This window comes from Rhodococcus sp. ARC_M5, from assembly GCF_022810405.1.
Taxonomy (GTDB): Bacteria; Actinomycetota; Actinomycetes; order Mycobacteriales; family Mycobacteriaceae; genus Rhodococcoides; species Rhodococcoides navarretei.
This window is the reverse complement of record NZ_JALGQE010000008.1, coordinates 60237-83739: the sequence shown is the minus strand read 5'-3', so window position 1 is coordinate 83739 and position 23503 is coordinate 60237. Positions and strand designations below refer to the sequence as shown.

Genomic DNA, 23503 nt, shown 5'->3' with positions numbered 1-23503 from the left:
CCCTTCGATAAGCCCGGTCGGTTGACGACAGTCTCCCCGACTGCACACCGCCTAGGGCCAACGACACGGACCAACGGCCCCCGCCCTGCTTTGCAAGGTGGGGGCCGTTGGCCTGTGCCTTCTCAGGCTTATGCCCTCGTGCCCACCTCGACGACGCCGAGGGGGCTTGTGAGGTTGACGCCGATACGCGTCTCGGTGCGCACCTCGACCTCGTTACGAGAGAACCCGGCGTAGGGGTTCCAGTCGACCGAGATACGCCCGTCACCGACGAACTCGATTGCGGTGGTGTCGAGCACAGTGCCGGTCTTGGCCGGTAGGACGTTGCTCGTGACCGTCGGCACGCCCCACACGAGACGCTTGGCGCGGTCGACCGGGAGGTTGGCGGGGCCGAGGTCGAACGCACCGTCACCCTCACGGCGGGTAAGTTCGAGCATTTCCCAATCGTCGGGTGAGAGCACGATCCCCCGCGCCACGTGGCCGAGGCGTTCGAGGTCGGTGATTGCCCTACGCAGCGTGGTCAACAGGTCGACCGCAAACGGCCTCGTTTGGATGCCCGACTGATTGAGGATGCCGCGCACGTTGTCGACCCGAGGCGGCCCCGCCGACACGGCACCGTCACCGACCAACACGGCGTCCTCGATACCGAGGCGCAGGCCGTGCAACATGCGCCGTTCTAGGAACGCCTGCACCGCCGCCGAGTCTTCGAGCACGTACTTGTCGACCGGCCCCGCTAGGTGCGCCACGACGCGCAGGTGATCCTCGACCCGCTCGATTGCGTAGTCGGATCGGGGCTTTTCCTCACCGACTGCGACGACCCCGGCGTTGTCTTCGCGGCTCACCTCACGCATGTACGAGAAATGAGACGCCACCGGACTCATCGGCAACAGGTCGAGGATCGTGGTCGGCAGGTCGGGCCGCTCGTAAATACCGATCATCGGAATGTCGCCGGTGGCGCTGCCCGCCGGTACGAGGGCCTTGGCCATCGGATCGGGGCCAGCCATGCCCTTGACGAGGGTGGCCGCCGCCGCCTTGACGCCACCCGGCGTCGTGAGGCCGAGGTACTGCACACCGGCGTACCTGTTCCCGCTCTCGGGGTTGGACTTACCGAGGCGGTGCATGACGTCAGACGACTTGAGGGCGGCCTCGATCTTGCCGTCGATGCGGGTAATGGCGTCGGCCCCCGCCTTGGCCGCCTCGATTGCCTCGGGTTCGGGGTCGTCGAGTGACTTCAGTTCGGCCAACACCTTTTGACCCTCGGTGATAAGCGCCGACCGGCGTTCGACGAGGCTTCCCGCCGAATTGTCGTCGGCGGCCTTGATTGCGGCGCGTAGTGCGTCGAGCTTGATTCTCATGGGAGACGTCCTAAGGACTCACGGCCACTGTTGTGGCACAACGGTTTTGAGTGAATCCCCACGGCCCACCTATGCCCCCGCCGCCAGCACCGGCGGCGTGACCCTGGCGTATGGCAGGGGCGTCGATACCCACGGCCCGCCGATGCCCCCGCCGACGATCCGGCGTGACCCTTGCGTATGGCTTCGATCAACGCACCGTCGACACTACAGGTCCAATCCCGTTGTGCTGCAAGGGTAACGCTACCCCCCGGTGACACGGCGGTGACACCGCAGTGACGCCTAGAACCCCCGCCGTTTCCACAGCGTCTCGTCCCAACCGTCGGCGGCGGCGCGTGTGGTGCCCTCGTGGGTGTCGTCGTCGAGCACGTCACTACCGCGCATCGGAACCTCGACCGACTCGTTGCCGGGGCGCACCTCGGGCGGTGCGGTCGGCCAGGGCGGCACACCGATTGTGCCGCCCTCGTTGGCCCGCTGTGCGGCGGCCCTGGCCGCCCCTGCCCCGTTCGGCCCGCCACCGAACCGGTAGGCCGTGGCCCCGTCGGGTGCGGTGACCCACCACCGGCCAGTGCGGTCAACACCGGCGGCGTAGACCGCCTCGGTGACGTCCTCGGTCGTCGTCTCACTCATCGGTCGGCCCCTCGTCGTCGGGTGTGGGCAGGGCGTCCTCGACGCTCTCGGCGTCGAAATCCCACCCGTCGGGTAGGTCGGGCTTGGCGGCCTGCGTAGCCCGTTTCGGCACCTCACCGAACAGGTCACGGTGATAGCTGGCGCACAGGCCCTCGGGGCGGTCGACGTGCTTGCCCAACAGGGCCACGCACCGCTCGAAATCACCTTGGTACCCCCACGCAATCTTGACCGCGCCGAGGCCCAACGTGGCCCACACGCGTGGGTTGTCGGCGTTGGGGTCGGTGTTCTGGCCGTCGAACTTGAGGGCCAGGGCCGCCGCCTCGTATCGGCGCGCCACGTCGTCGAGGGCGGTCACGTCGTCGACCCGTAGGCAAACGGGTTGACCGCGCCGCCGTCGCCCATGGCCGCCGTGGTCTGCGCCGAGGCGTATGCCTTGGCCTCGGTTGCCGGTGACAACCCGAGTTCACCGGTGAGGCGGTGCACCTCGGCGCGCGCCTCGGCCAGCATCTTGACCTCAGGGCGCACCACACGTTTCGTCGTCTCGTCACCGGCACTGTTGCGCACGGTGACCCACTCGGTACGGCCCTGCGTGGCCACGTCGACGCGCAGCTCGTGGAACTCGGCCCACGCGGTGCAGTACCGCACGAGCACGCCTCGGTGCAGATCACCGGCCAACACGCGCAGCTTGTCGAGCAGGGGCACAACGCGTTTCCACTCGGCCTGCGCCTCACGAGGTAGGCCCTTGGGCATCGGCGGGGCCTCACGGGCCGACGGGACGGTGACGACCTTGCGGCCCGCCGAGTCTTGGCCGGGGCCTCGACCGCCGATCAACTTGAGGGCGGTGGGCTTGGCGGGAGCGGCCATGTGGCACAACCCCTTTCGCGTGGACGTCGAAAGCAGAAACGCCGGGGTCGTCTCCACAAACGACCCCGGCGTACCTGTTGGCGCGCAAACACCTAGTGACTCAACAAACTGTTCGTGAAAGGAACAGCCTCGAGTGTACCCGATAGTCATGCATGAAAATGGATTTCCATGCAGTCGTTGTGACGCCCGGTGCCAAGTCGACGAATGTGCCGACTTGACATTGCGCGGTGCGTGCGATTCACATTGCCGCGCCAATCTGTGCACGCGGACAAAGCCCGAGAGAGGGGGGTGCACCAGCGACTAGACGCCAACAATTCCGACCCCCGTCCCCGCGAGGGCCGTCGAGACGCCCGTACCGAAGGTGTGACGCTTCTCACATGACCGTCGACCGGGGCACCGTGCTCCGCGATCGGTTAGGTTATGCATGTTTATGCACCGAGGTCGTCACCCTCGGGCCAGGGTGCCACGGCGTCGGGGCCGTGTTGCTGGACGAGGATACGCCGGATAGCCCTACGGGCCTCGTCCCGGCGGGCTACTAACCGGGCATCCTTGGCGTCGAACCGATCCTCACGCGCCGTGCCGCTGTACCCGCGATTCTGTGCCCTGCGTTGACGCTGACGCTTGATCTTGCCGTCGAGGGGGTCGTGTGTGCGCCGCGCCATGGTCACGCGCCCTCGCCGAGGTGCGTGGCGGCCAACTGTGCGCGCAGTATGCGCCACGCACCACTCTCACCGTGTGCGTGGCGCAGGGCGGCCAGGTACCGACGCGCCAGGGCCACGATCACCTCACCGTGCGGCACGTCGCCGGTCGAGAGTTGGTCGACGGCCTCCTCAAGCACGGCGGGGTCGTCCTCGGTGGCGGCGTCGGACATACCGAGTGCGATGAGTAGGCCGAGGCGGTCGGCCTCGTTGTTGATGGTGACGCTCATGGTTGGTTCCTGTCGTTCGGTGGTGGGTTGTAGGCGTGTCTCTCGGTGGACACGTGAGGCACGGATCGGACAGTGCCCCGAGGTGGTCTCGATACCGGTGCCGTGGGCGGTGATCGACCGGTGCCAGCGCCCCGCCGACGGGTTCGATTTCTCAATCGAAACCGTCGATGCCCCATTGCCCGCCCCCTGTAAGAGAGGGGGCGCGGGCACTTTTGGCGGGCATTGCCATGGGGCACTAGCGGGCAACGTGCGGGCAACCCACTTGAGCTGCACAGATACACCGACCACAGAACCCAAGCGGGCACTAGCGGGCACAGGCGGCGGGCAATGCCATGGGGCACCCAATGGGGCACCCTCGGCGTAGCCGTTCTCACGCGTCACCGAGGTCGAGTTCGGCGGCATATTCGTCGGTGATCTTGTACCGCATGACCGGGTTGCCGTTGGCGGCGCTGGTCATCTGTTCGAGGCGGCCACGGCTTTCGAGGGTCGACCACGCCTGCGGGAATCGCTTGCCCACGGCGCGGGGGTCACCGGTGATCTTGAGTTCGTGGTCGGCCTGTAGTGCCGCCTTGGCCTCGACCTTGGTGCACCCGGTGGTGCCGTGGTTGAACGCCTCGAAAACGACCCTTGCGAGTCGCTCGTGGATCGGTGACGAGGCGTTGACGCGTTCGGGTGCCGGTAGGTCGAGCGGGTCGAGCCCGAGGTCGGCGGTGTCGAGCACAATCGACGAGGTGCCCTCGACGGCCACGGCGTGCAACTCGATTGGGTCGGGTTCGGCTGTGTCCTTTTGCTTTTCGGTCTTGAGCTTGACCGTGCCTTGTTTGCCGGGTGTCATCACGAGTTCGGTCTGCACGCCGCCCTCGATAGCGGTCGACCCGCGCCCGTGTTCGGTTCCCCTCGTGGTGTGGTGCACGAGCAACACGCACGCCCCGGTGAGCCGACGCAGGGTGTCGAGGTTGTCGACGAGGATGCCCATATCGGTCGAGCTGTTCTCGTCGTGGCCGGGTGTGTAGCGGGCTTGGGTGTCGATCACGATCAACGCGGGCTTACGTTGTTCCATGGCGCGGCCCAACACGACCCACTCGGCGGCATCGGTGTTGGGCGCGGCAAGGTCAACGATGCCGTCGAACACCTCGACCTCGGCGGGTTTGCCGTCGAGGCGGCGGCGTTCCCACGCCGTCAACCGGGCGTCGATCCCCCGCACGCCCTCACCCACGAGATACACCACGCCGCCCTGCGCCACGGCCTGGCCGTGCCACGGTGTGCCGGTCACGACCGAGGCGGCCCAATCGAGGGCCAGAAACGATTTGTAGCTGCCCGGTGGGCCGACGAGGCGGGCCACGGTGTCGAGGTACAGGAACCCGTCGACCAACGGATCGAGGGCGGGCATGGCACGCAGGTCGTCACGATTGCGGAACGCGGCACCCACCCGTTCCTCGGTGGTGATCCCATCCTCGGCCCCGGTGTCGGTAACCGCCGCGTCGGCCAGCTTCCGCCCCACTACGTTGGCCAGGTTCCTACCGAACGACGCCCGCACACTATCGGGCGTGATGCCGTACTGCGCCGCCGCCGAGGCGATGGCTTCCTCACGCGCACGCCCCCGCCGCCACTGGTTGTCGTCGGCGGCCTGTTCGGCATGATCGGCGGCCCACTCGGTGTTGAGTCGGGCCTGCGCCTCGTGCCAATCCAACTCGGGCGGCGCGCCGGTGATCGACTGCACCCACGACGGGATCAACGACGGGTCGGGCGCGTCCTCGACCAGTTCGCGTGCCTCGTTGCGCTGCCCGAGGGATAGCTCGGCCCACGACTGGCCCAACGGCACCACGGTGGTCACCGCTTGCCTGCGCGCCGCTGGCGCATCTGTCGGCGGGCGGCACGGTTGCGGCGCGGCACAACCGGGCAATTGTCCTCGTGCACGACCGTGAGGTGCGACAGCCCCGGCTCGTCGTCAACGAACACCTCGACACGCACATGCGCGTTGCACTCATCGCACCCGGCCACCGCCTGCGTCTTTTCGGCTTGGCGTAGCAGGTCGGACAGGGTATATCCTTGGGTCATCATTTTGTTTGCCGTTCTGTGCAGTGCGTGACCCCGGTGTGGTGACCGGGGTTTTCGCGTTTCTAGGGACGTTGGCCGTGAGCGGTCGGTCGTCCTAGTGCGCTCGGTGGACACGTCTGGCCTCGGCGGCGTACTCGACGAGGTAGCCGAACCCACTGCCCCACAACGCAATTGCGGCGTACACGGCGGCGGTCATGCGGCGGCACCGACTTTTGCCGGCCGAGGTGTCGAGGTACGCGTTATGGCGCGCAGGCGGTCACGTTGGGCGGGCGTGAGCGGCGGGGCCTTGTCGACGACGGCCCGCACCACGGCGGGGTCGATCACGACGCCAGGCCGAACACGCGGTCAACCTCGTCGAGGTCGACACGGACGGTGCGCGGCCCGAGGCGGTGGCGCGTGAGGGTGCCGTCGGCCAGTCGGCGGGCAATGGTGGCGGTGCTCGTGTTGAGGTAGGCCGCCGCGTCGGTGATGGTCACGAGGCGGCGGGTGGTGGCGGTTGTCGCCATGGGTTCTCTCCCAGTCGGTCACGGAACAGGACTCGTGACTCGTCTGGAGGAATCGAACCTCGCGCCGCCGGGGTGTCAGCCGACTAGCGCCGTGGTGTCAGACGCTACAGGGCCGACACCGTCGTCGGCAACTGTTACCCCTTGGGGCACAACATCTTTGATCGTGCATGACACGTGAGGGCTACTCGGCCCGCCACGCGATGTCGACGGTGGCGGCGAACGTCTCGGGCGTGAACCGGTGGCGGCCACGGCCTAGCGGGTTCAACGTCACGACGGCCAGGGCGTCGATCACTGCCCGCTTACGCGGGGTCGTGAGGTCGGCCCAAGCCGCCGCCACGTCGCCACTCGTGACGAGGGGTGCCACGAGGTCGGCGGCCCCGGCGGTGGCCATGTCGGCCTCGATTGCGCCGAGGCGTGCACGCACCCGCTCGTTGGCCGTGCGGAACTGTGGGCGGGTCATGGTGCCGTCGGCGTAATCCTCGGCAAGGTCGTCGAGGCGGCGGCGCAACGTGTCGGCCTCGGCACCGAGGTCTCGGGTGTCGGCCTCGACGTCGGGTGCGAACACCGCCAGGGCGTCGTCCCTCGACAGACGCTCGACCATGACGGCCTCGACGAACGCCTCGACGGGATCGGCCTGGCGCGCCATGTGGCCGGGTGTGTGAGCGCACCGGTAGGTGCGATAGTGCCGCCGCGCTCCCCCGGTGTGCACCGAGGACTCGATGCCCTCGGCGGCACACCGCCCGCACCGGGCCACGCTCGTGAGTAGGGCCTGTGGGTTCGTGGCGGGCCGCCGCCGATCCGGTGACACCAACACACGCACCGCCGCCCGCCACGTGTCCTCGTCGACTATGGCGGGCCATTCGGCACGGCCTACGACGAACGCCTCGGGATCTTTGCGGAAATCGCCCTGTGCCCCCGTGGGCCGGTGCCGCCGCAACGCGGCGTTGCGAGGGTTCAACAGAATGTCGCGCACGCCCGACCGGTGCCACACGGTAGCCGCGCCGGTGCGGGTGCCCTGCGTCGTCGATATGCCCGAGGCGGTCCACTCACGGGCCACGGCGGCCACCGGCTCACCGGCCAGCACGGCGGCGTACCCGGCGCGGATCAACTCGGCCTCGTCGGGCCGGATCGTCACACCGTCGGACTCGTAACCGAACGCACGGCGGCCACCGACCCACCGGCCCTGTGCCGCCGCCTGCGCCATGGCCGACCGTTGACGGGCAGACTTACGCTCGACCTCACCCTGCGCAATCGAGGCCAGGATGCGGGCGTTCGTGCGGCCCCCGTCGTTCGATGTGTCGATGCCGTCGTTGGACGTGACCACACTGACACCGGTGCCCTCACACACTTCGAGTACGCGTTCAAGCTCGACGAGGCGGCGCAGCAAACGGTCGAGGTGCCGGGCCACGATCACGTCGAACGCCCCCGCCTCGGCGGCGGTCAACATACGCTCGAATGCGGGCCGTGGCCTGCGTGAGGTGGCACTCACGTCGTTGTCGACGAACGTCTCGACCACGGTCCACCCGCGTTGCTCGACGTGGCGTTCGACGTCCTGGCGTTGGCGGTCGATGCCGTACTCGTTGCCGTCACGGTCCATGGATTGGCGCAGGTAGACCGCCACACGCCGTGTGTCTGTGGCCGATTTCATAACCGCTATCGTAATGCGCTAGCTACCCGAATGGCGCGGTCTGCGCCGCGTGCGGTCAGCGATCCGTTGCGCAACGCGCGCTCGACCGGAGCGAGCGTCGAGCGCGCCAACCGAAATCGTTGACGCAGAGCGGGTCCCGGAACCTCCGCATTGGTTCTCCAGCCGAACTCCCGCCACCGCTGCGCAGCGGCGTCTCTGGCTCCGGTGACGCGTGCGCGGATCTCGCTCGTACCCTCCCCCACCTCGTCGACCAGTGCACCTGTCGCGACACCCATCATCTGAATGCGCAGATCGACACGGTCGAGCAAAGGCCCGGACAGCTTGCCGAGATATTTGCGCCGCGCCGTGGGCGGGCAGACGCAGTCGACCTGCCGCGCAGGCGCACACGGGCACGGATTCGCCGCCAGTACCAACTGAAATCTGGCCGGGTACCTGGCAACACCGTCGCGACGAGCGATGCGAATCTCGCCGTCCTCCAACGGAGTACGCAAGGCCTCGAGGACGCGAACGCTCATCTCGGCGCACTCGTCCAGAAACAGGACTCCACGATGCGCTCGACTGACCGCTCCCGGCTTGGCCATTCCGGTTCCGCCCCCGACCAGCGCACTCACCGACGTCGAATGATGCGGCGCGATGAACGGCGGTGACGTGATCAGCGGCCGGGTGGTGGTCAACAGCCCTGCCACCGAGTGAATGGCCGTCACTTCCAGCGCCTCGGACTCGGTCAGCGGCGGGAGAATCCCCGGCAGACGTTGCGCCAGCATCGTCTTTCCGATACCCGGTGGCCCGGTCAGCATGATGTGATGTGCGCCCGCGGCCGCTACTTCCAGAGCCCATCGCGCATCCGCCTGTCCCGCGACGTCGCTGAGGTCCGGATACAGCTCCTCGTGCCATTCGGTCGGACAGGGCGACTCGAGAGCCTGTTCACCGCGAAGCCAGGCCACCACCTCCCCGAGCGAGCCCGCACCCAGCACCTCGATCCCGTCCACCAGACCGGCTTCCGGCAGACACTGCAGCGGAACGACCACCCGCTGCCACCCTGCACCCTTGACCGCGAGCACACCGGGCAGTACCCCTCGAACTGCCCGCAGCCTGCCGTCCAGTGCCAACTCGCCCAGAAACACCGTCTCGGCAAGACAAGAACGCGGAATCGCTTTCGCGGCATCGAGAACCGCCAATGCGAGAGCGAGGTCGTACACCGATCCGCCCTTCGGCAGGGTCGCAGGAGACAGAGCGAGAATCACTCGGCTGTCCGGCCAGGTACCGCCCGAATTCTTGACGGCGGCTTTGACTCGGTCACGCGATTCGTTCAAAGCAGTGTCCGGCAAGCCGACCAGATGCGTACCGGGCAGGCCCTGACCGATGTCGGCTTCGATCTCCACCAGCACACCATCGACTCCGTTGACCGCAACCGAGTGGGCTCGTCCGAGGGGCATCAGAACGCAGCCCGAACGTGCGTGATGACCGGGCTGCCGTCACGACCGACCACGATCGCGATGACATCGAACCTGATCTGCACCCAGGGGCCCTGTTGCAGCGACAACCAGTGCAACGCAAGTCCTCTGATTCGGGTCTGTTTGGTATACGTCACCGCTTCGGCGGGCGTTCCGTATCCGATTCCCGAGCGAGTCTTCACTTCGACGAACACCACCGTGTCGCCGTCGCGCGCAATGATGTCGAGTTCCCCGGTTCGATGCCGCCAATTCCGCTCGATCACCTCCAGCCCGATGTCCTCGAGATGGCGCACCGCGAGCTGCTCACCACGCGCCCCGAGTTCTTGGTTGGTCGCCATGTCCGCATTCCTCCACTCTCCGGCCGTGCATTACGGCCGATTCGGTCGTACCGACGGTGACACGAACGAATCGAGGAGAAGCCGAGAAAGCGCAGGTGGGACATTGCCCTGTGGACAACCCCTCCACGTGTGGAGCAACGGGCTCGTCACCTGTGCAGAACGACCACTCTGTCGGACCGCTGTGTTAGGGCTCGGGCACGTTCGGCGGCGACGCGGGAATGGCTCCGAACATGAGAAAAGCTCCGTCCGAATTCGGAATTCGGACGGAGCTGATCAAGACATCGGGGTGTGAACACGCTGCCGATGTGGCAGAACGCGGCCGAGACGACAGTCTCGGCGCTTGAGCAAGGTCAGTGAGCAGCCTCGTAGGCTGCCTGCACGTCCTGACTGATGCGGCCGCGGGCACTGACCTCGTGGCCGTTTTCGCGTGCCCATGCGCGAATGTCCTGCAGATCGACCTTGCCGCGAACCGGTGCTGCGCTTGCCCCACCCTTGCGAGTGCGACGACCGGAGATCTTCTCGGCGTGCTCGATCCAGAATGCCAACTGTTCGTGCAATTCGTTGGCGTGTTTGAGATTCAAATCGATGCGGTACTGGTTTCCACCGATGCCGAATTCGATGGATTCACCTTGGCCGTCTTTGATGACCGACCCATCCACGTCGTCGATCATCTGCACAAGCGTCTTGCGTGCCATCTCGTACCTCTTACACGTCGGGGAGTGTGATATTCAAGTTCTACCACCCATTCTCGTTTGGACGCAAAGAACTGATGGCGTTTCGGGACATGTCGAAACGACGAATATGGGTGCAGAATTTCCGTCGCTTTCGAGATATCGACCGATAAAGCCGAATCATGTTGTCGTACAATTGATTTCGCACATCCGATTTCCTCGCACGATTCAACCGAGCACAGCAATGGCCGGCACCGAACGCGAAACAGAACACCCGGACCGATTTGGTCGGGTATCCAATTCGTGTGGAGCGATACGGACGGAATCGAGATGAAGGTTCGAATCATGCGGTGCGCAACCATGGCGACGGCGCGGGACGAAGGTACCTTCGCCTAGGACCACGGCGACCGCACCAGGACCCCGGCTCCGTGAGCCCGACCCTATTCGGGAAGTCGAAGATCCGGTTTGTCGAGCTCCTCGATGTTCACGTCCTTGAAGGTGATCACCCGGACATGCTTGACGAAACGAGCGGGACGATACATGTCCCACACCCAGGAATCCGACATTCGCAATTCGAAGTAGATTTCACCGTCGACGTTGTGCGGAATGAGTTCGACGGAGTTCGCCAGATAGAACCGACGCTCGGTTTCGACGACGTAGTTGAACTGACCCACGATGTCCCGGTACTCGCGATACAGCGAGAGCTCCATCTCGGTTTCGTACTTTTCGAGATCTTCGGCACTCATCGGTCTCTTTCATCCTCCAGTCGGGCGTGAGAAGCAATCATCGCGCACCTGCGTCGCGGCAGTCCATTCGCCCCAGCGCGTCGACCCCGGGAGTGGAGCCTGCGGAACGACTCACGGACAAATCGCGCGACATGCCTGCGGCCGCGGCGGCAACGTTGGCGTACGACATGCGGTGTTCTCTGCTCGGCCCGAGTGCCGTCATCGCGGCGGAATGCGCGCGGGTGCTGTAGCCCTTGTGCACGGCGAATCCGTAGCCGGGAATCGTCTCGTCCAGCTGCACCATCAATCGATCACGGGAGACCTTCGCCAGCACACTCGCCGCGGCGATGCACGCTGCGGTGGCGTCGCCGCCGATCACCGGTAACGACGGGACCGGAAGACCGGGTACTCGAAAGCCGTCGGTGAGGACGTAACCCGGGGTCATGCCGAGCCCGGCAACCGCGCGTCGCATCCCTTCGATGTTCGCCACATGGACTCCGATGCGGTCGACCTCGGCCGCATCGACGAACACCACACTCCATGCCAGTGCCAGCCTCTGGATCTTGGGAAAGAGCTCCTCACGTCGCCGCTCGGTCAACTTCTTCGAGTCGTCCAGGTCCACGAGAGCTGCATGTGCCCGCGCGCCGAGAACACACGCCGCAACCGTCAGCGGCCCGGCGCATGCTCCTCTTCCCGCTTCGTCGACTCCCGCGACCGGCCCGAGACCACCCCGCTCCAGCGCCGATTCCATCGTTCGTAAGCCGGCCGCCCGTCGGATGATCGGACGCGGCGGCCACGACGATCGGGTCAGGGTTGCGCGCGCACGCGGCGCACGTCGGGGGGTCGCCGTCATCGACCCTGGATGTCGGGCGAATCCAGAATGCCGGTTCGTGACGGCGGCAGAGCGATGAACACGGCCTTGCCGATCACGTTGTCGAGGGGAACGGTGCCGGTGAACTCGTCTGTGACGTGATACCGAGAGTCTCGCGAGTTGCTCCGGTTGTCACCCATGACCCAGACGTTGCCGTCCGGCACGGTGACGGGGTCGAAGCATCGTCCGGACTTCAATTCGGTGTCGCACGTCATCGTCCCCGGAGTGAAGGGGAAATCCATCTGTATGTACGGCTCGTCCAACGGCTTTCCGTCGACGAGTACTCGCCCCTGCTCGTCGCAGCATTCGACGGTCTGACCGCCGGTGGCGATGACTCGTTTGACGAGATCGTTCTCGTCCGGAGCCACAACCCCGATCAACGAGCCGACTTCCTGTGCCCCCCGAATCACCGAGTTGTCGGACCGCTGTGACACGAATTCGTCGTTCCACGAATCCGGACCACGGAACACCACGATGTCACCCGGCTTCGGGTCGCCGAATCGGTAGCCGATCTTCTCCACCACGATGCGGTCACCGGTGCAGCCGGTGCAGCCGTGCAGAGTCGGCTCCATCGATTCGGACGGGATCAGATACACCCGAGCGACGAATGTCTGGAGCAGGAAGCTCAGTACCAGCGCTACCAGAATGAGAATGGGGAGCTCCCGCCAGAACGAGCGGGGCTTGCGTTCCCGACGGTTCTTCCGTGAAGACTCGTCGTCGGGCTCGTCGGTTGGATCCTGTGGGGACTGCGTCACGTGATCAGGTTAGCCGGAACCGTCGCCCGCACGGCCGGACGGTCTGCGCATGGGTGGGTCGCGGCTGTCGATCCACTTGTCGGCCAGGTCGACCGCGGGTCGATCGAGGGCAGAACGCACCATGCCGCGCCGCCCGTGAGGGCGACGCGGCATGGTGTGAACTGATGTGTGTCCGGGCGGAACCGGTCAGCGCTTTTCCTTGATCTTGGCGGCCTTGCCACGCAGATCGCGAAGGTAGTAGAGCTTGGCGCGACGGACGTCACCGCGGGTGAGGACCTCGAACTGAGCGATGTTGGGGCTGTGCACCGGGAAGGTGCGCTCGACGCCGACGCCGAACGAGACCTTACGAACGGTGAACGTTTCGCGAACGCCGCCGCCCTGGCGTCGGATCACGACGCCCTTGAAGATCTGTACGCGCTCCTTCGAGCCTTCGATGACCTTGACGTGCACGTTCAGCGTGTCGCCGGGGCGGAAATCGGGAATGTCGCTACGCAGCGACTGATTGTCGAGAAAGTCCAGTGTGTTCATCGGTTGTGCCATCCTTGCGTTCTGCGCATGAGCAGAGGAACCGAGCGGCTCGCCGATACAGCGGCTCGACTGGTTCGTACTCCGAGTGAGGTCTGTGCCTGCCAGAGGCAACCCGACCATTGTGCCAGACCGTCAGGCGTTCGACGAAATCGCCTCTGCTGGGCTTGTGCCCGTGCCGCCCGCCATCGGCGCAGGTAGCACCGTCCGCGCCAATTCCTGCTCGGTGGCCTCGCGTGCGTGGACGATGCTCGGCTTTCCGGCGATCGCGTCCTGCACGTAGATCTTGGCCCGGATGAGCGGCCGTCGCCACCGCTTCTCTCGGCGCAGAGCGCGTTCCATCTTCTTCGGCCTGGTGGTGTAGCGCCACCTCGCCCACGGCGCACTCGGCCTGCTCAGCCGCACTGCTGCCAGCACGAGGATCGGGAGGACGAACAGCCCCAGCAGGCCGGTCCAGATCTTTCCCTTGAGCAGGACGACGACACCGAGCGCAAGGTTTGCCAGTGCCAACACAGCCAGTGTGCCGCGGACCCACGGGTCGGGATCGGCCCGGAAACTCGCCGGGCTCAACAACTCCAACGGGTGGAGGCCGAGAAGCAGCAGTCCGGTGAACGCCACCGCGGCGAAGACTGCATCGACCGAAGTACGTCCTTGTTCGGACCAATAGACGTCACGCAGGTAGAAGATCAACGCGAACTCGTCGAGAACGAGCGCTGCACCTATCCCGAAAATCGCTGCCAACACCGCACCGATGGACTCGGAACCATCGACGTACACCGTGATCAAGCCGATCCCGGCCAGCAGCATCAACACGATTCCGAACACGACATGGTGGATGTGTTGACCGCCGGGAGTGATGTTTCCCGGCCACCACTTCACGTCTGCGCGAATCATCCTGACGCTGAGCCGGATCAGCACGAAGCCCGCCAACAGTCCGAGCAGGAAGCACAGCAGCGGCAGGCGCCCGTGATCGATGACCCCGTTCTGCAACCACCTCACGTGTGCCTCACGTCCTTCCTGCCGATCAGCGGGACGAGCTGTGACCTGCGCTTCAGCCTATTCGCGTTCGGCATCGCTCAGGACGGCATCGGCGAAGGAACCTCTCACTGTTTCCCGAATCCCGCCTTTCGTAGCGCGTCGGCCATCGAACCGGCTGCCGGTGCCGCCGTCGCGCCACCGGCCGTTCGGCGATCGCGTTGCGGTCGAGCACCTTGACCACGACCACCCTGGTTGCCGCCCGAGCCCCGCCCTTGGCCCTGATTTCGCGGGCGATCACCCTGCTGCCCGCGGGTGGAATCCTTGCCGCCCGGCGCACCGGGCTCGTCGTCGAGTCGCAGGCTCAGACCGATGCGCTGGCGCGGGATGTCGACCTCCATGACCTTGACGCGCACGACGTCGCCGGACTTGACGACCTCACGGGGGTCCTTGACGAAGTTGTGCGACATCGCCGAGACGTGAACGAGCCCGTCCTGGTGCACCCCGACGTCCACGAAGGCACCGAACGCCGCGACATTGGTCACGACGCCTTCGAGAGTCATACCCGGCTTCAGGTCGGCGACCTTCTCGATACCGGCGGCGAAGGTCGCGGTCTTGAACTCGGGACGCGGGTCGCGTCCCGGCTTCTCGAGTTCGGAAATGATGTCCGTGACGGTGGGCAGACCGAATCGATCGTCGGCGAACTCGGCCGGATCGAGACCGCGCAGCAGCGCCGTGTTGCCGATGACCTCACGCACTCCGACACCGGCCTTGCCGACGATGCGCCGCACGACGGGGTAGGCCTCCGGGTGCACACTCGACCGGTCGAGCGGATCATCGCCCCCGGAGATGCGGAGGAATCCGGCGCACTGCTCGAATGCCTTGGGCCCCAGTCGAGGTACGTCCTTGAGTGTGCTGCGTCGCGAGAACGGACCGTTCTGGTCGCGGTGCGCCACGATGCTCTCGGCAAGAGAGCCGGCGATACCGGAGACCCTCGACAGCAACGGCACCGACGCGGTGTTGACGTCGACGCCGACGGCGTTCACCGCGTCCTCCACGACGGCACCGAGGGAGCGGGCCAGCAGGGTTTCGGAAATATCGTGCTGGTATTGCCCGACGCCGATGGACTTGGGATCGATCTTGACCAGTTCGGCCAGCGGATCCTGCAACCTGCGGGCGATCGAGACGGCACCGCGGATCGAGACGTCGAGTTCGGGTAACTCGCTCGAGGCGTACGCGGAGGCGGAGTACACCGACGCTCCGGCCTCGGACACCACCACCTTGGTCAGGTTGGCGGCAGGGAACTTGGCGATCAATTCTGCTGCCAGCGAGTCGGTTTCACGCGATGCGGTGCCGTTGCCGATAGCGATCAGTTCGACCTTGTGCTTTGCCGCGAGACCGGCGAGGGTGGCCACCGCCTGATCCCACTTGCCCTGCGGCTTGTGGGGGTAGATGGTGTCATAGTCGACGACCTTGCCGGTGGCGTCGACGATGGCGACCTTCGTGCCGGTACGGAAGCCGGGGTCCAGGCCCATCGTGGTGCGGTTACCCGCCGGAGCGGCGAGCAGCAGGTCCTTGAGGTTGCTCGCGAACACGTCGACGGCGTCCTTCTCGGCGGACTGACGCAGGCGCATCCGGGTATCGAGGGAGACGGTGACCAGCATCTTGGTGCGCCACGCCCATCGGACGGTATCGAGGAGCCACTTGTCGGCCGGCCGTCCTCGATTCGCGATTCCGAACTTGGTGGCGATCCGACCCTCGTAGACGCTCGGCACCCCGGGGGTCGGTTCGTCACGCTCGGGCTCGAAGCCGAGCGAGAGCACCTCTTCCTTCTCGCCTCTGAGCGTGGCGAGGATGCGGTGCGAGGGCAGGCTCGTGAACGGTTCCGAGAACTCGAAGTAATCGGAGAACTTGGCACCCTCCTCTTCCTTGCCCTTTCGGACCGTCGCGACGAGCTTGCCGGACGTCCACATCAGTTCTCGCAGTTCACCTACGAGGTCCGCGTCCTCGGCGAATCGCTCGACGAGAATCGCCCGCGCCCCGTCGAGTTGCTCCTGATCGAACTGGGCCGGGTCGGTGGTGGGGTCGGAGAACAGGGCATCGGCGACGGGCTCGTGCCCGGCCTCACGCGCGATCTGAGCCTTGGTTCGGCGCTTGGGCTTGAACGGCAGATAGATGTCCTCGACGCGCGCCTTGGTGTCGGCCAGCAGCAACGACCGCTCCAGTGCGTCGTCGAGCTTGCCCTGCGAGCGAATGGACTCGATGACGGCGTCTCTGCGCTCGTCGAGCTCGCGGAGGTACCGCAGCCGCTCGTCGAGCTGGCGCAGTTGCGCGTCGTCGAGGGTGCCGGTGACTTCCTTGCGATAGCGCGCGATGAACGGGACCGTCGACCCTCCGTCGAGCAGTTCCACGGCGGCGCGAACCTGTTCTTCACGAACGTCGAGTTCTTCGGCTATGCGCTTGTTCACAGATTTCAGAGCAGTGGTCACGGCGATGGACCCTACCGCTACTGTGAGACACGTCGGTCAGCGGTTCAACGTGTGGGAGAGATACGCGGATGGTCAGGGGCCCTCGATTCCTGGCTGCGGTCTGCGCCTGCGTGCTGTTGGCCGGCTGCTCGGCTCCCTCGGACGACCAGATCGGTGACCTCGCCTCGAAGGCGACCGCCGAGACGTCGGCATCGCCCTTTCCCGATATGAAGAAGGTCGACGGCGTTGCCCTCGGGTCTCGTATCCCGATGGCGATCGCGTCGGCCCAGGCCCGTGGTGCCGATGTGGATTTCGCGCTGTTGGATCGCCGGACAGGCTCGTACTACAGCAGCAACGCCGACCTCCAGGTCGAAACCGCGTCGGTGTCCAAACTCTTCATCGCCGACGAGGTGTTGTTCCGAGCTCAGTCGGAGAACCGTCCGGTCTCTGCCGACGAGCTGGCCGTCATGACCAACATGCTGGAGTTGTCCGACGACAATGCCGCGTACACGCTCTGGTATCGCTACGGCTCGTCCGAGATCGTGCGCACGGTCGCGGCGCGTTACGGCTTGACCAACACCACGGCACCCGGCGACGACCAGTGGTACAACACCGAAACCACGCCCAGCGACCTGGTCGGCTACTACGCGGGGTTGCTCAATGGCAGCGGCGGTCTGACGACTGCGTCGACGGACATCGTGATCGGCATGCTGCGGCGTTCGGCACCGATTGCCGCGGACGGCTACAAGCAACATTTCGGGATCGTCGACGGTCTGCCCGGTGAGAGCGTGCACGCTGTCAAGCAGGGCTGGATGTGCTGCGTATCCGATAGGTGGGTACATCTGTCGACCGGCACGATCGGGGTGGACAACCGCTACGTTCTTGCTCTGTCGTCTCGCGAGGACATCTTCTACGCAGACGACATGGAACAGTATCCGGACACCGCTGTCGTCGACGTCAGCGACGACGCCAGCGCTCTGCATGCCAGGGAGACACTCACCGGCTTCGTGTCGATGCTCTTCCCCGACGGTGCCATCGGCTGAATTCGTCAGTCCTGCAGCAGGTCCGGCCGACGCTCGGCGGTCCTGGCGAGCGATTGCTCGCGGCGCCATGCAGAGATCTTCGCGTGATCGCCCGACAGCAGTATCTGCGGAACGTCGAGATCGCGCCACTGTGCGGGACGCGTGTAACTCGGCCCTTCGAGCAGACCGTCGGAGAACGAATCCTCCTGGTGAGACTGCTGATTGCCGAGAACCCCTGGCATCAGCCGCACCACGGCCTCGGCCATGACGAGGACGGCCGCTTCGCCGCCGATGAGCACGTAGTCGCCGATGCTGACTTCCTCGACACGGACGCGGCGTGCGGCGTCGTCGAACACCCGTTGATCGATGCCTTCGTACCGACCGCAGGCGAAGACGAGGTGCTCTTCGGAGGACCACCGCTCGGCTGTGCGCTGGGTGAACGGCACGCCGGCAGGCGTCGGGACAACGAGGAGGGAATCTTGTGTCAGGACCTCGTCGAGGGCGTCACCCCAGACGGTCGGCTTCATGACCATTCCCGGCCCGCCGCCGTAGGGCGAGTCGTCGACGGCCTTGTGCACGTCGTGAGTCCACGATCGTAGATCGTGAACCTCGACCGAGACGAGGCCACGGTCGATTGCCTTGCCCAGCAACGCAGTTCGGAGAGGTGTGAGGTATTCGGGGAAGATGGTGACGACGTCGAGGCGCACGATCTACTCCGGATCCAGCAGACCCTCGGGCGGATCGATCTCGATCGTCTTGTCGGCCAGCGACACCGAGGTCACGATGGCCGCGACGAACGGTACGAGGATTTCGGCACGGGTGGCCTCGCCGAAATCCGGACTCGGCGTGATGGAGAGCAACTCTCCCGCTGCCGAGTGGAGGACCTCGCGGACCGTTCCCACCACGGTGCCGCCGGTCAGGATCACCGTGAGGCCTTCGAGTTCGTGGTCGTAGTACTCGTCCGGGTCGTCGGACGGCGGGAGGTCGGTGGATTCGACGACGAACAGAATGCCGCGGAGTTGGTCGGCGGCCGTCTTGTCGTCGATACCGTTCAGACGCAGCAGAAGCCGCCCGGAGTGTTCCCGGACGGCATCCACTGTGTACGAGGCCGGTGCAACGTTCGATCGGGGCTTGCGGCCCGAGAGAACGGTTCCCTCGGCGAAGCGGTCGTCGGGGTTGTCGGTGCGAACCTCGACGACGACTTCGCCTTTGATGCCGTGCGACTTCGCAACACGACCGATGACCAGCTCCATGATGTGTGCGTGACCTACTGGTCCGTGTCGACCACGTCGACGCGGATGCCGCGACCACCGATTCCCGAGACGAGTGTGCGCAGCGCCGTAGCGGTGCGACCGCCACGGCCGATGACCTTGCCCAGATCGTCGGGGTGCACGTGGACTTCCACGGTGCGGCCACGACGGCCGGTGATCATCTCGACGCGAACGTCATCGGGATTGGCGACGATGCCACGAACGAGATGTTCGACGGCATCGGCGACAACGGCACTCACTTCTCAGCAGCCTCGGCGGCCGGCGCGTCTGCCGTCTCGGTTGCTGCAGCGTCGGTGGTCTCCGCGGCGGAGTCGTCGGCCTTCGGAGCCTTCTTCTTCTTGGCGGTGGTGGCCTCACCCTGGGGCTCGGAGTCTGCCTGCGCCAGAGCGGCGTTGAACACGTCGAGCTTGGACGGCTTGGGCTCGGCTACGCGGAGAGTTCCCTCTGCGCCGGGCAGGCCCTTGAACTTCTGCCAGTCACCGGTGATCTTGAGCAGTGCCTCGACAGGCTCGGTCGGCTGTGCGCCGACGCTCAGCCAGTACTGCGCCCGCTCGGAGTTGATCTCGATGATGCTGGGGTCCTGCTTCGGCTCGTACGTGCCGATGGTCTCGATCGCACGGCCGTTACGACGGGTGCGGGCATCGGAGATGACGACGCGGTAGTGCGGGGTGCGGATCTTGCCGATACGCATGAGCTTGATCTTGACAGCCATGTTCTGGTGGAGCCTTTCGAAAGTTGGTCACGGCGCAATTCAGCGGTCCGCACGGCATGCGAACCCGGTTTTGCGTTGAAGGTTGTTGTGACCGCCGCTCGGTACGTAACCGGATGACGGGCGAACAGCTGTTCATTGTGCCAGACGGGCACCACGATCGGTGAATCGGGCCCGCAGAACCGCTCCCGTCACGCCAGCAGGATCACCAGGGCAGGGAGGGTGTTGTTCATCGAGTGCGCCGTGGTCGACGCGACGATCGAACCGGAGCGCATTCGCGCGATGCCGATCGCGAACCCTCCCCACAGCAGCACCACGAAGCGCCACCACTCGCGGTGCCAGACCGCGAACAACACCGCGGTGATCGCCAGCACGACCCAACGATTACCCAACCAGGCCAACGGCATCGGGCGGGTGCGTTTCTCGAGCGCCCCCCACAGCATGCCGCGGAACATCGTTTCCTCGCAGATCGGCGCACCTATCCAGATCCACACCGCCAGAACAATTTTCCAGCCGATGGCCGTGTCGGTGACGTTGCCCAGCGGCGTCGGATCGTCCAACTCGATACCGGACAACAGAATCAGCGCCAGCAGGAGGCCACCGACCACCGCAACGCCACCCCACGCCAACCCGGATCGGACGTGACCGAGGAATTCGGGGGTGGACCTGGGGAGGCCGAAGTCGACGACGGGGCCGTTACCCCGTGACTTCGAGATCGCCACCGCCAGCCCCGCAGCGAGCAGGCTCGGAATCATGATGCCCACCACGAAGACGGCCGAGGCGTCCGACGTCACGACGAGACCGAGCGCGAGGAATCCCACCAGATTGAGCCCCAGCACCAGCGCCGCGGCGGGGAGTCCCCACCGTTGGCCACTTCTGCGTTCGAGTGCGGCCTGCTCGGCCCGCCAGTAGGTTTCGGACAGTCCCGACCCCTGTTGCTGAATGTGATTCATCGGTGCCATTCCAGCCCAGCTGGGACGTGTCGGGTCGGACTGTCCTGCACCGCTTCTCGGATCGGTCACCCTCGGGACGCCGATCCACTCGTCGTGCGGCCGCGCCGGTCGGTCACGCGTCCGCGCAGAATCACCAGATCCGGGTTGGACAGCACATCCGGTCCCCCTCGCGGATCCTCGGAGTAGACGACGAGATCTGCGGGCGCGCCGTGCTCCAGCCCCTGGCGACCCAGCCATGACCGGGCGTCCCAGCAAGCAGCACCGAGTGCGTCGGTCGACGAGAGCCCGACGGCAGCGAGTGCGGCGACCTCGTCGGCGATGCGGCCGTGTGCGATCGAACCACCTGCGTCGGTGCCTGCGTAGATGGGAATGCCTGCATCGTGAGCTCGTCCGACGGTATCTGCAACGCGCTCGTGCAGCGCCCGCATGTGCCGTGCATAGACGGGATACCGGGTGGCGGAATCTGCGATGCCGGGAAACGTCTCGATGTTGATCAGCGTCGGTACGAGGGCGGTGCCGTGATCGACCATCATCTCGACCGTCTCGTCGGTCAGACCGGTGCCGTGTTCGATGCAGTCGATTCCCGCCGCGATCAGTCCGGGCAGGGCATCCTCGCCGAACACGTGGGCGGTCACCCGCGCACCCTCTGCATGGGCAGCAGCGATGGCGTCGACGAGGATGGAGTCGTTCCACAGCGGACGAAGATCACCCACCGAGCGATCGATCCAGTCGCCGACGAGTTTGACCCAACCATCGCCGAATCGAGCTTGCTGAGCCACCGCCTCGGGCAGTTGCGACTCGTCCTCGATGTCGATCGCCAGACCCGGGATGTATCGCTTCGGCGACGCGATATGGCGGCCCGCTCGGATGATGCGAGGAAGGTCCTCGTACTCGTCCAGTGCCCGGGTGTCGACCGGGGACCCGGCGTCGCGCAACAGCAGTGCGCCGACGCCTCGCTCGGTCTCGGCCTGCCGGATCGACCCGGTCAGGTCGGTGTGTCCCCCGCCGTATTCGATTCCGACATGGCAGTGGGCGTCGACAAGACCAGGCAGAATCCAGCCGCCGTCGTGCAGTACTTCTGCGTCCGCAATCGGTTCGGTCGACAGAACCTCGCCGTCGATCCAGAGGTCGATCTCTGTCCCGTCCGGCAGTCCACGGCCCCGCACCCGCATTGCCGACACGTGCGCGCTTACTTCTTCGGCAGTTTGAGCTGCGAGAGGTCGATGCCTTCGAGCCCGGGCGGCAACTGGTCGAGACCCTTGGGCATGGACGACAGATCGGGCATTCCTGCAGGCATTCCACCCGGCATACCGGGGAATCCGCCGCGCATCTTGGGCTGCGTAGGGCCGCGGGCACCCTTCTTGCCCTTCTTGCCCTTCTTGTTGTTCCGCACCTGCTTGCGTGCGCCCGGCATACCCATTCGGCCGGCCATGGCCGACATCATCTTGCGGGCCTCGAAGAACCGATCGACCAGCTGATTGACATCGGAGACCTTCACGCCCGAACCGTTCGCGATACGCAACCGACGTGACGCGTTGATGATCTTCGGGTCGGTCCGTTCCTGGGGCGTCATGCCGCGAATGATCGCCTGAACGCGGTCGAGCTGCTTCTCGTCGACGTCGGCGAGTTCCTTCATCTGGCCGGCACCGGGCAGCATGCCCAGCAGGTTTCCGATCGGCCCCATCTTGCGGACGGCCATCATCTGCTCGAGGAAATCGTCGAGCGTGAGCTGGCCCGAGCCGATCTTGTTGGCCGTCGCCTCGGCCTGCTCGGCATCGAAGTGCTGTTCGGCCTGCTCGATCAGGCTCAGCACGTCGCCCATGCCGAGGATGCGGCTGGCCATACGATCGGGGTGGAAGACGTCGAAATCTTCGAGCTTCTCGCCGGTCGACGCGAACATGATCGGCTGGCCGGTGACCTCGCGGACGCTCAGCGCGGCACCGCCGCGAGCATCGCCGTCGAGCTTGGTGAGCACAACGCCGGTGAAGCCGACGCCGTCGCGGAACGCCTCGGCCGTGCTGACGGCGTCCTGGCCCACCATCGCGTCGAGAACGAACAGTGTCTCGTCCGGCTCGACCGCGTCACGAATTCCCGCGGCCTGACTCATCAGCTCGGTGTCGATGCCGAGGCGACCGGCGGTGTCGACGATGACCACGTCGTACTGCTTGCTCCGAGCCTCGGCGATGCCGGCCCGGGCGACCTCGACGGGATCCGCTGCCGAGACGCCGAGTGCATTCTCGCCGCCGCCGATGGACGTGCCCGGATGCGGCGCGAAGACCGCGGCACCGGCGCGCTCGCCCACGATCTGCAGCTGACTCACGGCACCGGGACGCTGAAGGTCGCACGCGACGAGCAGGGGGGTGTGGCCCTGGCCCTTGAGCCATTTCGCGAGCTTGCCCGCGAGCGTCGTCTTACCCGAACCCTGCAGACCGGCGAGCATGATCACCGTTGGCGGGTTCTTGGCGAAGACGAGCCTGCGAGTCTCGCCGCCGAGGATGCCGACCAGTTCCTCGTTGACGATCTTGACCACCTGCTGGGCGGGGTTGAGCGCGCCGGAGACCTCGGCACCCTTGGCCCGGACCTTGATGCGGTTGATGAATTCACGTACGACGGGCAGTGCCACGTCCGCTTCGAGCAGGGCCAGACGGATCTCACGGGCGGTGGCGTCGATATCCGCGCCGGACAGTCGACCTTTGCCACGCAGGTCCTTGAGAGTCCCGGTCAACCTGTCGGAAAGGGATTCGAACACCGATTGCACTCCTGAGCTAGCCGATCACCGAAAA

The 23503-nt window shown here is 65.8% G+C and carries 27 protein-coding genes and 1 pseudogene; 1 reads left to right on the top strand and 27 read right to left on the bottom strand.

Going from position 1 to position 23503, the window contains the following annotated elements; all coding sequences use genetic code 11:
• Nucleotides 1-128: 128 nt before the first annotated feature.
• The 20 genes and pseudogenes from MTX34_RS14335 to MTX34_RS14245 all read right to left on the bottom strand — a co-directional run bounded on the left by MTX34_RS14335 (nt 129) and on the right by MTX34_RS14245 (nt 16786).
• Nucleotides 129-1352 (bottom strand): phage major capsid protein, encoded by a 1224-nt coding sequence (locus MTX34_RS14335; RefSeq protein WP_243609809.1) that lies wholly within the window; start codon nt 1350-1352, stop codon nt 129-131.
• Between the two features lie 279 nt (nt 1353-1631).
• Nucleotides 1632-1979, bottom strand: a complete 348-nt coding sequence (locus tag MTX34_RS14330; RefSeq protein WP_243609808.1) for a hypothetical protein — start codon at nt 1977-1979, stop codon at nt 1632-1634.
• Nucleotides 1972-2334 (bottom strand): hypothetical protein, encoded by a 363-nt coding sequence (locus tag MTX34_RS14325; RefSeq protein ID WP_243609807.1) that lies wholly within the window; start codon nt 2332-2334, stop codon nt 1972-1974. Before MTX34_RS14325 ends, MTX34_RS14330 begins: the two co-directional genes overlap by 8 nt.
• Nucleotides 2331-2843: a phage terminase small subunit P27 family gene (locus tag MTX34_RS14320; protein ID WP_243609806.1), complete on the bottom strand. Its 513-nt coding sequence runs from the start codon at nt 2841-2843 to the stop codon at nt 2331-2333. The genes MTX34_RS14325 and MTX34_RS14320 overlap by 4 nt, the downstream gene beginning before the upstream one ends.
• Nucleotides 2844-3271: 428 nt before the next feature.
• On the bottom strand, nt 3272-3505 hold the full coding sequence (locus tag MTX34_RS14315; RefSeq protein WP_243609805.1) for a hypothetical protein: 234 nt from the start codon (nt 3503-3505) through the stop codon (nt 3272-3274).
• A 2-nt stretch (nt 3506-3507) separates the two neighbouring features.
• Nucleotides 3508-3771: a hypothetical protein gene (locus MTX34_RS14310; RefSeq protein ID WP_243609804.1), complete on the bottom strand. Its 264-nt coding sequence runs from the start codon at nt 3769-3771 to the stop codon at nt 3508-3510.
• A gap of 370 nt (nt 3772-4141) precedes the next feature.
• Nucleotides 4142-5605: an AAA family ATPase gene (locus MTX34_RS14305; protein WP_243609803.1), complete on the bottom strand. Its 1464-nt coding sequence runs from the start codon at nt 5603-5605 to the stop codon at nt 4142-4144.
• Nucleotides 5602-5832: a hypothetical protein gene (locus MTX34_RS14300; protein ID WP_243609802.1), complete on the bottom strand. Its 231-nt coding sequence runs from the start codon at nt 5830-5832 to the stop codon at nt 5602-5604. The genes MTX34_RS14305 and MTX34_RS14300 overlap by 4 nt, the downstream gene beginning before the upstream one ends.
• A gap of 189 nt (nt 5833-6021) precedes the next feature.
• Nucleotides 6022-6153, bottom strand: coding sequence for a hypothetical protein (locus MTX34_RS25760; RefSeq protein WP_279393284.1), 132 nt, complete (start codon nt 6151-6153; stop codon nt 6022-6024).
• Complete coding sequence (locus MTX34_RS14295; protein ID WP_094675002.1) at nt 6150-6335, bottom strand: AlpA family transcriptional regulator; 186 nt, start codon at nt 6333-6335, stop codon at nt 6150-6152. Before MTX34_RS14295 ends, MTX34_RS25760 begins: the two co-directional genes overlap by 4 nt.
• A gap of 181 nt (nt 6336-6516) precedes the next feature.
• The gene (locus MTX34_RS14290) at nt 6517-7983 is read right to left on the bottom strand and encodes a recombinase family protein (RefSeq protein ID WP_243609801.1); all 1467 of its coding nucleotides are present in this window, start codon (nt 7981-7983) and stop codon (nt 6517-6519) included.
• Between the two features lie 20 nt (nt 7984-8003).
• Nucleotides 8004-9419: pseudogene (locus MTX34_RS14285) on the bottom strand (YifB family Mg chelatase-like AAA ATPase); the annotation flags it as partial.
• Nucleotides 9419-9775 (bottom strand): YraN family protein, encoded by a 357-nt coding sequence (locus MTX34_RS14280; RefSeq protein ID WP_243609799.1) that lies wholly within the window; start codon nt 9773-9775, stop codon nt 9419-9421. The gene MTX34_RS14280 and the pseudogene MTX34_RS14285, both read right to left, overlap by 1 nt.
• Before the next feature lie 350 nt (nt 9776-10125).
• Entirely contained in the window at nt 10126-10470 is a 345-nt protein-coding gene (locus MTX34_RS14275) for an Lsr2 family protein (protein WP_243593371.1), read from the bottom strand.
• Between the two features lie 416 nt (nt 10471-10886).
• On the bottom strand, nt 10887-11192 hold the full coding sequence (locus tag MTX34_RS14270; protein ID WP_243593372.1) for a DUF2469 domain-containing protein: 306 nt from the start codon (nt 11190-11192) through the stop codon (nt 10887-10889).
• A 37-nt stretch (nt 11193-11229) separates the two neighbouring features.
• The gene (locus MTX34_RS14265; protein ID WP_243593373.1) at nt 11230-12024 is read right to left on the bottom strand and encodes a ribonuclease HII; all 795 of its coding nucleotides are present in this window, start codon (nt 12022-12024) and stop codon (nt 11230-11232) included.
• Entirely contained in the window at nt 12021-12797 is a 777-nt protein-coding gene (lepB, locus tag MTX34_RS14260; protein WP_243593374.1) for a signal peptidase I, read from the bottom strand. The genes MTX34_RS14265 and lepB overlap by 4 nt, the downstream gene beginning before the upstream one ends.
• A gap of 186 nt (nt 12798-12983) precedes the next feature.
• Entirely contained in the window at nt 12984-13325 is a 342-nt protein-coding gene (gene rplS, locus MTX34_RS14255) for a 50S ribosomal protein L19 (protein ID WP_243593375.1), read from the bottom strand.
• A 132-nt stretch (nt 13326-13457) separates the two neighbouring features.
• Complete coding sequence (locus tag MTX34_RS14250; RefSeq protein WP_243609899.1) at nt 13458-14312, bottom strand: hypothetical protein; 855 nt, start codon at nt 14310-14312, stop codon at nt 13458-13460.
• 113 nt (nt 14313-14425) lie between these two features.
• Complete coding sequence (locus MTX34_RS14245; protein WP_243609798.1) at nt 14426-16786, bottom strand: Tex family protein; 2361 nt, start codon at nt 16784-16786, stop codon at nt 14426-14428.
• Between the two features lie 68 nt (nt 16787-16854).
• Here MTX34_RS14245 and MTX34_RS14240 point away from each other — a divergent pair, with 68 nt between their 5' ends.
• Complete coding sequence (locus tag MTX34_RS14240; protein WP_243609797.1) at nt 16855-17808, top strand: serine hydrolase; 954 nt, start codon at nt 16855-16857, stop codon at nt 17806-17808.
• Nucleotides 17809-17813: 5 nt separating this feature from the next.
• Here the strand turns inward: MTX34_RS14240 and trmD are convergent, their stop codons facing one another.
• From trmD to ffh, 7 genes are all read right to left on the bottom strand, one after another.
• Nucleotides 17814-18494, bottom strand: a complete 681-nt coding sequence (gene trmD / locus MTX34_RS14235; protein ID WP_243609796.1) for a tRNA (guanosine(37)-N1)-methyltransferase TrmD — start codon at nt 18492-18494, stop codon at nt 17814-17816.
• Between the two features lie 3 nt (nt 18495-18497).
• A complete protein-coding gene (gene rimM, locus MTX34_RS14230; protein WP_243609795.1) occupies nt 18498-19040 on the bottom strand; it encodes a ribosome maturation factor RimM in 543 nt (180 codons plus the stop codon).
• A gap of 14 nt (nt 19041-19054) precedes the next feature.
• The gene (locus tag MTX34_RS14225) at nt 19055-19297 is read right to left on the bottom strand and encodes an RNA-binding protein (RefSeq protein WP_027496687.1); all 243 of its coding nucleotides are present in this window, start codon (nt 19295-19297) and stop codon (nt 19055-19057) included.
• Nucleotides 19294-19770 carry a 30S ribosomal protein S16 gene (gene rpsP, locus MTX34_RS14220; protein ID WP_243593380.1) on the bottom strand — a complete coding sequence of 159 codons (477 nt, stop codon included), beginning with the start codon at nt 19768-19770 and terminating at the stop codon, nt 19294-19296. Before rpsP ends, MTX34_RS14225 begins: the two co-directional genes overlap by 4 nt.
• Nucleotides 19771-19958: 188 nt before the next feature.
• Complete coding sequence (locus MTX34_RS14215) at nt 19959-20720, bottom strand: CPBP family intramembrane glutamic endopeptidase (protein ID WP_243609794.1); 762 nt, start codon at nt 20718-20720, stop codon at nt 19959-19961.
• Between the two features lie 65 nt (nt 20721-20785).
• A complete protein-coding gene (locus MTX34_RS14210) occupies nt 20786-21892 on the bottom strand; it encodes an amidohydrolase family protein (protein ID WP_279393299.1) in 1107 nt (368 codons plus the stop codon).
• Between the two features lie 17 nt (nt 21893-21909).
• Complete coding sequence (ffh, locus tag MTX34_RS14205; RefSeq protein WP_243609792.1) at nt 21910-23469, bottom strand: signal recognition particle protein; 1560 nt, start codon at nt 23467-23469, stop codon at nt 21910-21912.
• Nucleotides 23470-23503 lie beyond the last annotated feature (34 nt).

Coding starts and splice junctions, on each gene's coding strand:
- MTX34_RS14315 (WP_243609805.1), bottom strand. CDS start 3,505: ATGGCGCGGCGCACACACGACCCCCTCGACGGCAAGATCAAGCGTCAG.
- MTX34_RS14215 (WP_243609794.1), bottom strand. CDS start 20,720: ATGAATCACATTCAGCAACAGGGGTCGGGACTGTCCGAAACCTACTGG.
- MTX34_RS14320 (WP_243609806.1), bottom strand. CDS start 2,843: ATGGCCGCTCCCGCCAAGCCCACCGCCCTCAAGTTGATCGGCGGTCGA.
- MTX34_RS14310 (WP_243609804.1), bottom strand. CDS start 3,771: ATGAGCGTCACCATCAACAACGAGGCCGACCGCCTCGGCCTACTCATC.
- MTX34_RS14280 (WP_243609799.1), bottom strand. CDS start 9,775: ATGGCGACCAACCAAGAACTCGGGGCGCGTGGTGAGCAGCTCGCGGTG.
- rimM (WP_243609795.1), bottom strand. CDS start 19,040: ATGGAGCTGGTCATCGGTCGTGTTGCGAAGTCGCACGGCATCAAAGGC.
- MTX34_RS14290 (WP_243609801.1), bottom strand. CDS start 7,983: ATGAAATCGGCCACAGACACACGGCGTGTGGCGGTCTACCTGCGCCAA.
- rpsP (WP_243593380.1), bottom strand. CDS start 19,770: ATGGCTGTCAAGATCAAGCTCATGCGTATCGGCAAGATCCGCACCCCG.
- MTX34_RS14335 (WP_243609809.1), bottom strand. CDS start 1,352: ATGAGAATCAAGCTCGACGCACTACGCGCCGCAATCAAGGCCGCCGAC.
- MTX34_RS14330 (WP_243609808.1), bottom strand. CDS start 1,979: ATGAGTGAGACGACGACCGAGGACGTCACCGAGGCGGTCTACGCCGCC.
- MTX34_RS14210 (WP_279393299.1), bottom strand. CDS start 21,892: ATGCGGGTGCGGGGCCGTGGACTGCCGGACGGGACAGAGATCGACCTC.
- MTX34_RS14295 (WP_094675002.1), bottom strand. CDS start 6,335: ATGGCGACAACCGCCACCACCCGCCGCCTCGTGACCATCACCGACGCG.
- MTX34_RS14240 (WP_243609797.1), top strand. CDS start 16,855: ATGGTCAGGGGCCCTCGATTCCTGGCTGCGGTCTGCGCCTGCGTGCTG.
- MTX34_RS14300 (WP_243609802.1), bottom strand. CDS start 5,832: ATGATGACCCAAGGATATACCCTGTCCGACCTGCTACGCCAAGCCGAA.
- MTX34_RS14265 (WP_243593373.1), bottom strand. CDS start 12,024: ATGACGGCGACCCCCCGACGTGCGCCGCGTGCGCGCGCAACCCTGACC.
- MTX34_RS14275 (WP_243593371.1), bottom strand. CDS start 10,470: ATGGCACGCAAGACGCTTGTGCAGATGATCGACGACGTGGATGGGTCG.
- rplS (WP_243593375.1), bottom strand. CDS start 13,325: ATGAACACACTGGACTTTCTCGACAATCAGTCGCTGCGTAGCGACATT.
- MTX34_RS14270 (WP_243593372.1), bottom strand. CDS start 11,192: ATGAGTGCCGAAGATCTCGAAAAGTACGAAACCGAGATGGAGCTCTCG.